The sequence below is a fragment of the Flavobacterium filum DSM 17961 genome, from assembly GCF_000425465.1.
GTDB classification, from domain to species: Bacteria; Bacteroidota; Bacteroidia; order Flavobacteriales; family Flavobacteriaceae; genus Flavobacterium; species Flavobacterium filum.
This window is the reverse complement of record NZ_AUDM01000011.1, coordinates 101653-117082: the sequence shown is the minus strand read 5'-3', so window position 1 is coordinate 117082 and position 15430 is coordinate 101653. Positions and strand designations below refer to the sequence as shown.

6 protein-coding genes are annotated in these 15430 nt (G+C 29.2%); 3 read left to right on the top strand and 3 right to left on the bottom strand.

The annotated features are described in order from the left end of the window. Window positions 1-211 precede the first annotated feature (211 nt). The 3 genes from H601_RS0108255 to H601_RS0108245 are packed head-to-tail and all read right to left on the bottom strand — an operon-like array spanning window position 212 to window position 9518. The gene (locus H601_RS0108255) at window positions 212-6904 is read right to left on the bottom strand and encodes an RHS repeat-associated core domain-containing protein (RefSeq protein WP_026711072.1); all 6693 of its coding nucleotides are present in this window, start codon (window positions 6902-6904) and stop codon (window positions 212-214) included. A 27-nt stretch (window positions 6905-6931) separates the two neighbouring features. After that, window positions 6932-8143, bottom strand: coding sequence for a lamin tail domain-containing protein (locus tag H601_RS0108250; protein WP_026711071.1), 1212 nt, complete (start codon window positions 8141-8143; stop codon window positions 6932-6934). A gap of 7 nt (window positions 8144-8150) precedes the next feature. Further along, window positions 8151-9518: a hypothetical protein gene (locus tag H601_RS0108245; RefSeq protein ID WP_026711070.1), complete on the bottom strand. Its 1368-nt coding sequence runs from the start codon at window positions 9516-9518 to the stop codon at window positions 8151-8153. Between the two features lie 888 nt (window positions 9519-10406). Here H601_RS0108245 and H601_RS0108240 point away from each other — a divergent pair. From H601_RS0108240 to H601_RS0108230, 3 genes are all read left to right on the top strand, one after another. Further along, window positions 10407-10907, top strand: coding sequence for a hypothetical protein (locus tag H601_RS0108240; RefSeq protein WP_026711069.1), 501 nt, complete (start codon window positions 10407-10409; stop codon window positions 10905-10907). A gap of 282 nt (window positions 10908-11189) precedes the next feature. Then, window positions 11190-14213, top strand: a complete 3024-nt coding sequence (locus H601_RS0108235) for a type I restriction endonuclease subunit R (protein WP_026711068.1) — start codon at window positions 11190-11192, stop codon at window positions 14211-14213. Continuing rightward, on the top strand, window positions 14206-15411 hold the full coding sequence (locus tag H601_RS0108230) for a restriction endonuclease subunit S (protein WP_026711067.1): 1206 nt from the start codon (window positions 14206-14208) through the stop codon (window positions 15409-15411). The genes H601_RS0108235 and H601_RS0108230 overlap by 8 nt, the downstream gene beginning before the upstream one ends. Window positions 15412-15430: the final 19 nt, after the last annotated feature.

Sequence of the window (15430 nt, the reverse complement as noted above, 5' to 3'; positions counted from 1 at the left end):
ATAGCAAATAAAAAAACGTAAACTATATAAATCAATGCATGAACATAAGTCTTATAAAATTCCCAAGAATTTTTGATATAGTTGTTATTTTCATTTTTATATTTATAATTATTTAATTCTATTTTTCTTTTTAGCCTCTTTCTTAACTTAATAACTATCAGAATAATAATTATTGAAATAAAAATATTTAACAATTCTTTATTCATCTTTTTTATTTTCTAATTGGATTAAAATTGTTGTCAAATTTGTACTCAATAGGAGTAAAATAGCTTCTAGAATCTAAAATTGAATTCCCTATTATAGGAATGATAAATTTATCATACATAAAAATATGTAATTCTAAAATATATTTATCTACAAAACCATAACTCATTTTATTTAATGCTCTCCCTAGTCCTAAAAAGGCAAAATGTTTTGTCAATCTCATCGATGCAGCACCTAATTTCCCGTCATATATATCAATCATTGAGTTTCCTATTACCCCAACCGTATTAATTTGAAAAGCAGATGGTAATATTGTTAAACTAGCTCCCTCTGTAAAAGGAGCAGCAACTAATGCTCCAACTTCAATAGCGGTTCCAACATTTTCAACCGTATTAAAATAAAACCTTAAAGCATTTCTAGGACTAGAACTTACTATTCTGTCTAATTCTTTTAGTTTATTTTTAAACCAAGTTTTATAATCTTTCTTCGGATCTCCATTATCAACTAAGTTGTGCACCAAATGATTCAATCCACTCGTAATAATCCCTTGTCTAAAACCATCTACAAATTTACCACCGGCAATGGTGCTACTAAAGCCCCCGCTTAAACCACCAGAAGCTATCATAATGGCTTTAAACGCACCGGGGTTGTTAGTGGCAAAATTCTTACCTTCAACTCTTGCTTGAATTACACTACTAATTAAAGAACTTACCACTCCGGAGGCAAAACCACTGCCAAATTCTCCGCCACCCAACACATTCATTAAACCGCCACTCATCCCATGCATACCAGCTTGAAGAAGTGCTTTGTCAAATATAGCTAAACCAGATGTTGCTTGACCAATTCCAAAACTTATTGCTGCACTTGCACCTCCTATAACAGCTGCTTTTCCTGTTCCATACCAAAAAGGTACTCCATTTATAACATTATTAACGGCATTAGAGATTACTGCTACAGCTATGCCTATAATTATTGCGTCGTCAATTCCAAAAACTTCCCCGCTAGGATCAGTATATAAAAGAGGATTGTTTAATACATACCCATATCGGTTATAATTTTGAGTATTAAAAGCATCTTGAACAAAGTTATCAGGTGATAAAAAACGTTTTAATTTTGGGTCGTATAAACGACCATTCATGTGTATTAATCCAACAGTATTTAAATGTTCATGACCCGTATATCCTCTGTCTAATATCAATGATGATATCCAACCTAAAGAATTTGGTGTTATTGATACATTAGAAACAATTGCATTTTTTAAATTACCCCAAGCATCAAAATAGCGTTGCTCTACTAAAGCACCACTGGAATCTGCTTTACTTATTGCAACTATACTACTTTGGCTATCTCTGTGTAAATAATAATGATTTAAGCTTGTTAATGCGTTTCCTGTTAATAATTCAATTTTTATATAATTTGAATTATATGGATCGCCGGTAATATAAGTGATAATTTTGGTTGTATTATCTTCTTTTATAATTTCAATAGCTTTATCTGCACTATAGTATTTTCTAATTGGTCGTTGTGTTGGGTCAGTATCTAAACTACCATAATAAGCTAAACTTCTAGTTTGGAGTATTGAATATTCATAAGAAATTCTATCTTTTGAAGCTAAAAATATTTCATTCGGATTTTTAAAAGTATTGTATTGAACTTCCGTAAATCCTCTTTCTATATTTAATAAACTACCATTGTCATTAAAATTAATACTTTCTAATTTGTAATTATTTTCATTATAATTGTATTTACCAATATCTGTATTTGAAGTCATTCTACCTTTATTGTCATAGGTATAATTTTGTGATATAATTCCATTTATGGTTTCATTTAACAATCTATTTAATACATCATATTCAAAAACTTCATTTTTTTCAAAAATCAGGTTGTTTCTATTAAGTAAAACACCACGTTGAACATCATAGGTATATTCAATATCAACAGCAGCAACACCGTCTTTTTCATGTTTTATTTTATTTAAACTTAACGTATTTGCATCGTATGTAGTGTTTAGAACATAATTATTCCCATAGGTCATATGAGTAGTTTTACCATGAGAATTTATAGAATTTACTGTCCAAATTACTTGTGAATTTCCCAAGTCAGTTTGACTGATTAAAAAACTATTGTTATCATAATTATTTTTTATGTTAGTTTCAGAAGTATAATTTGGTGTATTTAAAACTGTTTTGATTTTAGTTACATCTATTCTACCTTGATCATCAAAAGTAGTTGACGTTTCATAAGTAAAATCAGGGGTTTGTTCCTTTTTACCAGTAACTCTATGGAAAGGGTCATCATAGAAAGTAGTATAAGTAAAAGACTTTCCATTATAGGAACCATTAATTTCATTTGGTAAATGGGTAGCACTATCATAAGAAAATGATTTTTGAATGATTGTATTTTCACCACTACCGCCAATAGTGTTTTCAGTTAGGGGTCTTCCCCAATCATCGTATGTGTAATTTGTAATACCCCCTCTTGGGTTTGTTTCTTTCTTTATTCTTCCTAAGTTGTCATTTTCATATAAATAAGTCCCAGCAGAAGGGTCAATAAGCTTGGTTTTATTGCCCCACGCATCTATTTCAATTTTGGTTTTTATACCTTGATAATCGGTTTCTTTTAATGAGCCATTTGGATAATATTTATAGAAAATTTCACCACCATTATCCTTAAATCTAATCGTGTTTCCTGTTGCATCAAGCCATTTGGCAGTTTTTTTAAAACCATCATCAACAGTTACTTTCATTTTCTCATAACATGTAGTAATTATTTTTCCATTAAATAAGATATTCTTTATAGGTCTATTTAAATTATCATATTCAATAGTGTTATTAAGAATTATATCATCATCAAAATAAGGCTCACTAACTGATGTTTTATTCCCTAAAACATTATATGTTGTTGATACATTAATCCATTGATTATTTATAGTTTGTGTTGAAGTTTTAATCTCTCTATTAAATTTATCCATTAATACACGAACTTCTGCTTCACCTTCTCTTTTTTTAGAAATAATATAAGACCCAGGAATAGAGCCTAACATTTTTTTAATTGTTGTTTTTTTACCTAAAAAATCAGTAATCTCTTTAACATTTCCCCAAGAATCGTATTTATATGATGTAGTCAAACCAAGTTCTGATATTTCAGATGTAATCCTACCTAACGAATTTTTATTTGATATTTTAAAAAGACCATCCGGTGAAGTGATTTTGCTAACATAACGTTGAGTTGAATCGTATTCATAGGAGGTTGTTAAAGATACAATGCCTGAACTAGTTGCTACACTTGATGTTGATAATGTCTCTGTTTCAATATTTCCAAAAGTATTATAGGTATAATCTGTAACAATTGAAGGTACACTTTGCATAGAAGCCAAATTTGAGCTTATTCCAAATTTTTTAGTTTGCAACAAAGTACCGTTAGGATTATATGTGTTTTCATTACTAGTAGTAAAAATAACGCCGTCTCTTACATTAGTGTTTTCAATTTTAGAAAATTTACCATAATAATAATGTTCCCCATCATTAAATTCTGGTGTATAGAAATATTTTTCTAGAGAAGAGGCTTGAGAGTTATAATCTGTAAGTACTTGTTTCAGAAGCAATTCATTATTTGAGTCATATTGAAAAGTTTTTGAAATAGTAATATCATTTAAAAAATCATAATTTTTTTCCGAAATAGGCAAAATTAGATACCTGTTGTTGCCCATGTCAAATTTAAAATTTGTAATTGCGGTCTGAGTAAATACTGAGTTTGGATTCTGATTACTTTGATTATTAGAAATACTTTGATTTAAACTCCCATATGTTTTTGAGACTAAGACATTGTCCATTGTAGGATTGTATGTTTTTATTGTCCAAAAAGTAGGTTTTAAAACATTTGCCGGGAAATAGTTTGAATCCAACAATTTACTACTATACAAATCACTTTCAAAATTTTTTTGAAAACCTAAAAATCCTTTTCCAGATAAATCTTGTATTGCATTTTGAAATCGATATTCTTTTGTTAAAATTGAATTATCAAATAAAGTATGTATTTTATGAACTAAATAAGTTATTCCTGAATTTTTTGGAACATATATAGGATAACTTGGAGTATTTGAACTAGTGCTGTAAGTTCTTTCATTATTGTTAGAGTTTTTTTCAGACATTGGTCTATATTCGACTTCTTGAATTATAGATGAACCATTATCAATATTCCGTATTAATCCTTCGTTGAAATTGTCATTATTGATACTTATTCTTCTACTTTGTGATATAGCATCAATAATATAAATTTGTGATTTATATGAATTCAATTGATTATAATCTGAATTGCTAACAGCGACAGAAAATGGAGAAATATTTACATTCTGTAACGACAAAACAGTTGGTAAATTAACTAATTGAGGGTTACCATTGTTATCAATAATGTTTTGATGAAAAAAAAGTTTATTTACTGTATTTGTAGGAGGAATAACAAATGAACCGGTAGGACCGATTGGCATAAAAAAAGTATCTAATCCTTCAACAGTAGCATTTCTTAAAAGACCGTTCTGGTTATATTTTACTTTACCAAATTTTCTAAAAGAAGCAAGGTCTGTCTTACCATCATTATCGATGTCAATGGGTAAAATTGTACAAGCTCCATATTCAGTATAGTCATAACTATCTGCATTTCCAGCCCAAAAATTATCCCAAAAAGCACCTTTTTTAATAACATGCCTTTGAGAAGGAGCTAGATAAGCCAGTTTTTGCTCAGTATAATCTTTTTGTGTTTTTATGAAACCTGAGTTACCGTTACCCGTTGAAATATATTGCCACCAAAGTAATTGTTCGCTTTCCATTTTAAATACTTCATAGGCAGGATTTGAATCTTCAAACCTATATACTTTTTGTGGAGTAATAAAATCAGTTAAACCATCTCCATTAAAGTCACCAAAAATTAATGGTGTTCTTTTATTATAATTTGTTAATTGTATATTTTGTTGACCTTGAATAGGTATAATACTGTTTGAAGTTAAGTCAATTTTATAGAGATTATAAATACCATTTTCTTTTCCAACAACCATTAATTCAGGTATCCCATCACCATCAAATTCAATCTGAAAAATTCTCGAATCCTCAATTAATTGTGCTCCCGTTAATACAATTAAACTAGATCCACTTTTCCCAATTTCTTTAAAATAAATTTTTTGTGGTCTAAGTAAATCAGCCTTTTCAAAAATAATTATATCAGTAATTCCGTCATTGTTAAAATCTCCGGTAATAAATTCTCGACCTGATTTATTTCTCTCTCCATCATTAACAATTGTATTATTAAACATAGTAGGTAAACTTGTTGCACCTGCCGGAAAATCAAAACCAAAATATAAAAATTGTCCTGTGTTTAAATCTCGAAAATCAAAAGTAATACGGTCAACAAGATCATTAGTTGAAGCACCATTAACTAAACTACTCAAATATCCTCTGTATTCAGTTGATATAGTTAATAATTGATCGTTGTCATTTAATTTGCCATTTAGTAAACATTTACCGGCAAATAATTCTTTTGAGTCATAATAATTTCCAAAATGTGATATATGATTCCCAACAATAGTATAATACCAATCGTGTTTTGCTTCATATACAGAAACAGGCTTTCCCATTTTGTAAAAATCACCTATAGCAACACTACCTAGTTGTGTTGTTGAATAGGGTATTGGATTTGAGTAAGTAACTTCATTTTCAATTGTCCCCGTTTGAATTGAATTATAATAGAAATTTAAAGGCTTTAATTTTGCACCGTTCTCATTTTCAATCTCAATTTTTCTGAGTCGTTCAACTTTATTTCCTTGAATTTTATCATAGAATAAAGTATATATTCTATAACGTCCATTATTTTGAGAAAGTAAAGATGTTTTTGTTTCAATTTCTTTTAAAACTTTAGTGTTTTTAAATGGTATTCCATTTCGGTAAAAAATAGGAGAAATTGTTCTTGTTTCATAATTAAAGATTATTTTGTAAATGTCATTTATTACAGTAGTGCCGCCATATGAAATCATTGAAATATATGCTACATTATGAAAAATAGTATATGTGTAATGTATTTCATTGTCAAATGAATCTTTTAGTAAAACAATCATGTGTTGACCAGGCACTATCTCTCTATATTTTGCAATTTTACCATCAGTATATTGAACAGTAAAACTATAACCATTGCTTTGAGTTGCTGATAAGTCTCTGTTAATTTTTATTTTAGAATATTTTTGTGTTTCAAAAATAGTTGGACTAACTGTTAATAGTCTTTCGCCATCTAGATAAAAAGGATCGCTTCCGTCAAATTGAGAACCTTTTGTTATACCATCTATAAATTTACTTTTACCACCTAAAGTAATAGTAGATAAGCCAGAAATATTCCACGCCCAACCAGCCATTCCGTTTCCTGATTGACTGTTGTAAACCAAAGCAATATTTGGATGAAAACTATTTCTACCTTCAACTATATCAATTGGTACCATATATGTCATAGCACCTGATTCAGAAACATTCATTTCTGATTTAATCGTTGGAATTGTATCAGTATTTACAGGAGCATTTTGATTTATTGAATTACGATTAAATACATTGTTCTCATAACCAGAAATATCATATTGTAATTCAATAAGTTCAGTATTTTGGCATACAATTACATTACTGAACAACAATAAAAAAAATGAAAAATAAAAACTAAATTTACACATAATCTGTTTATGATAAAAAATTAAATGTTACATTTTGATAACATTTTTTGATATAATTTGTCCAGTATTTAAAATGAATTTTACTATGTATACACCTGATGAACTATAGTTTAGAGAAAGTTGTTCTTCAAATTGATCTTGGTTTATTAAATAAGAGTTTATTAAGATGTTGCCCATGCTAAATATTTCAATTTGATTAATTTTGCCTATTACTTCTCCAGTCCAATATGCTACACAATGATTTGTTGTTGGATTGGGGCTTATTAAAATTAAAGAACTAAAATCTTCTAGTTCAGCTGTAGTATATTCTGTTGGATTTGAAGGATCTGTACTGTTGTTTGAAATTAAGCAGTCTATTGCTTCTATAGTATTTCCTGAATTGTCATAGTTAAAACATTTTCCATTATCAAGATACACATCACTTGGTAATTGATTAATTAAAAGAATATTATCAGCACAAATAGTATTTATGATTTGCATTACTTCATATTCATAAGTAAGATTTGTATAGGTAGAATTAAAAGATTGAAAAACATTAGGTATTTCAAGTAGATTTTGAGTTGAGGGGATAAAATCAGCACTCAGTGGTGTTGCAATTCCGGCACTAAAACTCTCTGAATTTTGAAGATTGCTATAATTTATGTTTGGATCAAAAGAATTTAAATGAAGAGACTGTTTATAATATGTTGTACCCCAACTTCCTTCTAATGAATATTCATACCCATTGTCAATTGGTGTTTGAATACCATTGCCTCCCCAAGACATGCGATGCGATGCTCTTAAATTATTACTATACATCACACCTCTTAATTGTCCTATCCTAACAGTTAGTACTTCTTTATCATTTCTTAAAATAATTTTATCTTGATAATATATTTTATCTTCTTTTCCAAGCGTATTAGGGAAAAGACTTTGGAAATATGTTGAGTTTGAATTACCGTATGCAACTATAATAAAATCATTAGATTTTATAATTGCATTATCAGGGAAAACATATTTTGAAGTATAATCAGTTATTGCCCATCCTTTTAAAGGTATATCTTCAGTTGTATAATTATAAAGTTCGATATATTCTCCTAAGTGATGATACAAACTGTTAGGATTTGGTAATCCATGGTAATGATAGTGATAAATGTCCTCTAAAAAAGGAGTGTCATAATATACTTCTGTAATTACTACTTGAGATAAAGCGTTTATAGAAATAAATAAACTAAATATTGTTTTTATTACATTTTTCAAATTTTTTCTAATTATAAAGTTTTGCTCTTTGTTTGTTTAATCTTTCATTGTGAATTTCTTTTTTATTATCCTTTTCTGAATTAACTAATATTATTTTTTTTAAAAAAGTATCCGAAACATCAACATCGTTTTGTTTTAAAGCAATTTCATATACAGTTTTTGCTTTTTCTAAGTCTTGAATTTTCAAGAAATACTCAATACATAAAAGGTTATATTTGTTTATAAAATGTGCAGATGATGTTCCTATCAAACTATCACCAAAATTATTTAATAGACTTTTAGCCTCAACAGTATTGTTCTTTATCAGGGCAAGTTTAACTTGTCTTACTTTATATTCAAAAATATGGTAAAATGAGAATTTCTTTGTGTTTGCAAAAGCTAATATATTCGTCATCTCATTTAAACTACCAACACCCTCTTTTTTATATCTTTTATATAATACATCAAACAAGGCAATCTTAGACCAAAAACTTTTTTTTCTAGCATCATTATTTCTTTCAATAACTTCTAAAACTTCATATTTTTCATCTTTTTTACAAATATTTCTTGCAATCTTTAATGATCTAGAGTCTTTATTGTCAAATAGATACAATTCTTTAGTGTATTGAGAGGCTAATTCAATTTGTCCATAGTCTTTTAATTTTTTGATATAAATTCTATAAAGTTCTCTCACATGAACATCTCTAAAAGAATCTGATGGTTTTTCAATTAATTCATCTAGTTTTAATTTTATTTCGGTAATTGTGATACCATTAAATCTGTTTTTATAGTTCAAATGTTTTTCTTTTCGGTAAGCTTTTAATTCTTCATTTAATCTAGCGTCTATTGTATTAGCATTTGCATTTAATTTAAAATCTACTTTTTCAAGAATTTTTTGTATTTGTTCATTTGTAGGAATTTCAAGATTTACTTGTTCTAAATAAATTTTAGCCTTTTCTAGTAAATCTTCTTGAAGGTTTAATTGATCATTAAATTTTTTATTCCCTAACGCTAATCTCATATATTCATTTGCAATTCTTTGTTTAAAGAAAATATTTGATGGGTTTAAGGTAAATCCATTTAAGTATAAGTTTAAAACTTCTAATTCATTGTATTTACTCTGCAATAATATTTTTCTAATACCATCATAAGCTCTAATCTCATTTGAATTTATAGAAATAATATTATTATATATTGACATTGCTTCATTTAACAAACCATTTTTCCTTTTGGCAGATGCTTCAGTTAGCATCTGTAAAATAGTTTGACTATTTGTAACTTGATTGTTTTGTCTTATTTCTGCTTGATTAAACATGCCAAACAAACCACCTGCATATTTGATGCTCAAAAAACTTAATGTTGTGGTGTAAATGAATTTTCTTCTATTTGTTTTCATGAAGAAGATGTGTTAAAAAAGAAAAGAGGAAGAGAGGATTTTAACCCCTATAATTGTGTTGTTGCTCTTACGCATCTAAATTGATTATTTAACTTCCTCTTGAGTGCTAAGTTAAAAAAAAAAATTATCTTACAAATTTTTTCTTAATAAATTTTAAAAAAAAGATTATTTTAACATTAGTTAAAGATAAAACTATTAAAAAATATTAATTGTTCCGTGTCAATTAATTTCTTTTGAACAAGGCTTTTTGCAAAATTGTATGATATTAAAAATGAGAAATTCTTGTGGAAGTAATTTTTATAAGAAAATTTTTTTGAGTGTTTAACTTTAAAAAAAATCTTAATCGTTAAATAGGTTTAAATATTGCTCTTTTTTAAAGTATAATACATCTTGAATTAAAGTTACCAATTTACTTTTCATATTCTTATTCACTTTAATTTCTATTTGAAATCAATTAGCTAAAATGATTAAAAAATTCTTTAGCAACTATTCTTGATCTCCAAACAATTTGCCATAAAGTTTACTAATGAGACTATTCATTTTTAATAAATTCGTTTATAGAACAATAGCTTGGGTTTGCATAATACTAAGAATACCTTTATGGTCAGCTAAAGCTTTTATTTTTAGATTAATTATCATTGAAATAAATGATGTAACTATTAACTCAACCAAGCATTCATAGCTCACTTAATTTAATGTCTCTTTGCTTAATCTTTTTAAGTCAAACTTTTAATTAATCACAATCAATTTAAATTTTTGTGTCAAAAAAATGTAATTCATTTTTTCGACACACTTTTTGTGTAAAAATTATTTTTATAAATTTTTTGACACACTTTTTGTGTATATTTGTTCAAACAAAAAAAATTGACACGCTTAATATAGTGCTTAATGAATGCTTTTAAAGAAATTACCGGACTTACACACGATGAAATGGCCTTATTTCTAGAAATACACCGTTCGCAATGGTCTATGTTTGTTAGCGGAAAAAGAAGTTTGCCTATAGAAGCTACTGTAAAGCTTAACGAACTTTTGCATTATGTGAAAAAAAATAAAACTGCCAAAACCAGTCGAACATTTCTAGAGAATGAAAGTAAAACTGTTCAAAAAAAATGGCAAAAGAAACTAACCGATTTAGCAATAATGCATCATCAGGTCAATAAAAAAATAGAAGAAATACAAAAAACACGTGAGCATTTGTTGGCGGGAATCACAGCATTAGATTTTTTTAAAACTAAAAAGGACAACAACAGTTTGCAAACAAGAATCATTGAGAATAGGATAAAAAAGAGTTTAGAACTCAATTCGCTTCAAAAATTAGCCGCATGTGAACTTAAAAAACAACAAATTGAAAATGAAATGTTTTTTATAAAACAAAAAATGAATGTTTAAACGAAAAACTACGATAGAAATTGGAATAAAGTAATAGCCTCAAAAAATATTTTTTATAGCATCCAACTTCTAAAGTACCCATAAAAATAGGATAGTTTTTCAAAATCACAGCAAGTATTTTTTACTATATTTGAGCAATCAAAATTGGTTTAAAGGCTACGGCTTTAAAGAGTCAATTATAAAAGCTGAATAAAATCTCAAAAAAAAGTGATTTTAAATTATTGAAAATTTAAACGGATTGGATTATTTTAAAATCAATAAATGCCAAAGAGTTATAAATAAATGAACAAGGAGAATCAAATAGAACTTAACCTCATTGAGCAACTAAAAGGGTTGAAATACATTTATCGCCCTGACATTGTGGATAGAAAATCGCTTGAGCAAAACTTTAAAGCAAAATTTGAAGAACTCAACCGAATTAGATTATCTGATAATGAATTCTTAAGATTAAGAGAAGAAATCATCAACGCAGATGTATTTATTACTTCTAAAAAATTACGACAAAGACAATACTTTCAACGGGAGGATGGTACCCCTTTACATTACACTTTAGTGAACATCAAAGATTGGTGTAAAAATGACTTTGAAGTGATCAGTCAATTACGCATCAATACAGAAAACAGCCATCAACGCTATGACATTATTTTATTGATAAACGGATTGCCGGTGGTGCAAATTGAGTTAAAAAAATTTGACATTTCACCACGAAAAGCCATGCAACAAATTGTAGATTATAAGAACGAACCCGGAAACGGTTACGGAAATTCTTTACTATGCTTTATGCAATTATTTATTGTGAGTAATGGAGGTAGAACACTCTATTTTGCCAACAATAAGAATCAACATTTTACTTTTAATGCAGACGAACAGTTTTTGCCGGTTTATGAATTGGCTGATATTGAAAATAAGAAAATTAATAGGCTATATGATTTTACTGAAAAATTTTTGAGTAAGTGCACTCTTGGAGAAATGATTAGTAAATATATGGTCTTGGTGGAGAGCGAACAACGATTGCTTGTCATGCGACCGTATCAAATTTATGCTGTGAAGGCTATTGAAGAATGTGTAAAACAAAACAGAGGTAATGGATACATCTGGCACACCACAGGAAGCGGTAAAACCTTGACCTCATTTAAAACATCAACGCTGTTAAAAGACAACCACGATATTGAAAAATGTTTATTTGTGGTGGACCGTAAAGACCTTGACCGACAAACCCGCGAAGAATTCAATAAATTTCAAGAAGGCAGTGTTGAAGAAAACACCAATACCGAAACCCTAGTAAGACGTTTGCTTTCTACCGATTATGCGGATAAGGTGATTGTTACCACTATTCAAAAATTGGGTTTGGCCTTGGATGAAAACAATGATCGAAATAAAAAGAAAGCCGAAAAAGGATTTCAAACCTATAAAGAACGACTAAAACCTTTAAAAGATAAAAGAGTCGTTTTTATTTTTGATGAGTGTCATCGTTCTCAGTTTGGAGAAAACCATAAAGCCATCGCAGCGTTTTTCCCAAACGCCCAGTTGTTTGGCTTTACGGGTACACCAATTTTTGATGAAAATGCAACATATAGTATCAAGGAGGGCGAATATGCTTCTTTTAAAACAACTGAAGACATTTTTCAAAAAAGGTTACATGCTTATACAATAACCCATGCGATAGAAGATAAAAACGTATTGCGTTTTCACATTGATTATTTTAAAGGAAATTTAAACCAAAAACCAGGTGAATTTATTTCACGACAAGCAGTTGTTGAAGCTATTTTAAACAAACATGATGCAGCTACCAATTCAAGAAGATTCAATGCAATTTTGGCTACTGCTTCTATTAATAATGCAATAGAATATTATCAGCTTTTCAAAGAATTACAAAACAAAAAACAAGTTGAAAATCCTGAATATGTCCCGTTAAACATTGCTTGTGTGTTTTCGCCACCTTCTCAACTCATTGCCAAACAGGGCGACCAACAAAGTCAAAAAAATGCGGCTGATATCAGACAGTTGCAAGAAGATTTGACTCAGGAGCGAGAAGACAATAAACAAAATCCGGAAGAAAAGAAAAAGGCTTTAACGGAAATAATTGAAGATTACAATAATCAATTTAAAACCCAACACAATATCAATGAATTTGATTTGTATTATCAAGATATACAAAGACGCATCAAAGATCATCAATACAGTAAAAAAGAATATGCTCACGAGAAAAAGATTGATATTACCATTGTAGTAGATATGCTACTTACCGGCTTTGACAGCAAATACCTTAATACTTTATATGTTGACAAGAATTTAAAATACCACGGTTTAATTCAAGCTTTTTCAAGAACAAATAGGGTGTTGAATGACACTAAGCCTCATGGTAATATTTTGGATTTTCGTTCACAACAAGATGCCGTAAATCAAGCTATTACTTTGTTTTCTGGTGTTGATGAAGGTAGGTCAAGAGAGATTTGGCTGGTTGACCCTGCACCAAAAGTGATTGAAAAATTCAAACAAGCAGTTGAAAAACTAGGCATTTTTATGCAAGAACAAGGGTTGGTTTGTGAACCTAAAGAAGTATATAATGTTAAAGGTGATGCTGCCAAAATTACCTTTATTGAAAACTTTAAAGAAGTTCAACGTCAGTTATTGGCATTAGAACAATTTACTGATTTAGAACCGGAACAAAAGGAACTCATTAATAAAATACTACCTAAAGAAACCTACATAGAGTTTAAAAGTTCATATTTAGAAACAGCCAAAGCATTTCAAAAACAACAAGAAAAGGAGGGAGACCAAGCACCGCCTCAAATTCAACAACTTGATTTTGAATTTGTATTGTTTGCTTCTGCTGTGATTGATTATGACTATATCATGAATCTGATTGCAGACAGCACACAAAAAAAACCTGCCAGACAAAAAATGACGAAGCAAGAAGTCATCAGCTTGTTAAAATCTAATTCTAACTTAATGGATGATGAAGATTTAGCAGAATTTGTAGAGCAAGTAGATTGGTCAATAGGTCAAACGGTTGATGAATTAAAACTTAATTTAACCCAATTTAAAGACAATAAATACAACAAAGAAATAGCAAATATTGCAAATAAACACGGCTTACAAACAGCAGACTTGAAAAAGTTCATCGATAAAATTATGAGCCGAATGATTTTTGACGGTGAAAAACTCACCGACCTTTTAGCACCTTTAGATTTGAATTGGAAAGAACGCAGAGTAAAAGAACTTGCCCTAATGGAAGATTTAGTACCCCAATTAAAAAAATTAGCCCAAGGGCGTGAAATTTCAGGATTAGCAGCATATGAATAAGAAGAAAAGACTAATACCAGAAATATGTTTCCCTGAATTTAATAATGGGGTAGAATGGCAAGATAAAACCTTGGGAGAAGTTTGTAAAATTACTAATGGTAAATCTAACGCTCAAGACCATATTCAAGAAGGTCAATATCCTTTATTTGATAGATCAGAAGTTATTAAGGCATCAAATGAATACATTTTCGATACTGAAGCTGTAATAATACCTGGAGAAGGTATGCGATTTATTCCTAAATATTTTAATGGTAAGTTCAATCTTCATCAAAGAGCATATGCTTTAAAAAATTTTACTATTAACGGACAATTTGTATATTATTCAATGTTGTATAATAGTAATTTATTATCTCAAAAGGCTGTTCAGTCAACTGTGCTGTCTTTAAGACAACCTATACTTCAAAATTTCCCAATTTTAGTTCCAAAAGACAAAAGAGAGCAACAAAAAATAGCATCCTGTCTTTCTTCCTTGGATGATTTGATTGAAGCCCACAACCAAAAGTTAGAGTTACTCAAAGACCACAAAAAAGGCTTAATGCAAAATCTTTTTCCGCAAGAGGGCGAGAAAGTACCAAAGTATCGCTTTAAGGAATTTGAGCAGGATGGGGTGTGGGTGGAGAAACCACTTGATGATATTTGTAAACTTGTTAGGGGTCCTTTCGGTGGTGCATTGAAAAAAGAAATCTTTGTAAATGAAGGCTATGCTGTATATGAGCAATCACACGCTATATATAGTGATTTCAGTTCATTTAGATATTTTATTGATGAAGGCAAGTTCAACGAATTAAAAAGATTTTCTGTAAAGTCAGGTGATCTAATAATGAGTTGTTCAGGTACTATGGGAAAATTTGCAATTGTACCTGAAGAAAACAAAATTGGAGTAATTAATCAGGCTTTACTTAAACTAACTGTAAAGAAAGGGTATGATAATTTATTTGTGAAAATTACATTAGAATCTGATAATAATCAGGAAAAATTATTATCCCAATCAGCAGGTGGAGCAATTAAGAATATTGTATCAGTTTCTCAAATAAAAGAATTAGGACTTTTTATTCCGAGTATTAAAGAACAACAAAAAATCGCTTCTTGCCTTTCTTCTTTAGATGAACTGATAACAGAACAGGCAAAAGAAATAGAGCAATTGAAACAACACAAAAAAGGTTTAATGCAAGGTTTGTTTCCAAAAATGAGTGATTAGAATGAGTGGTCAAAAAAAA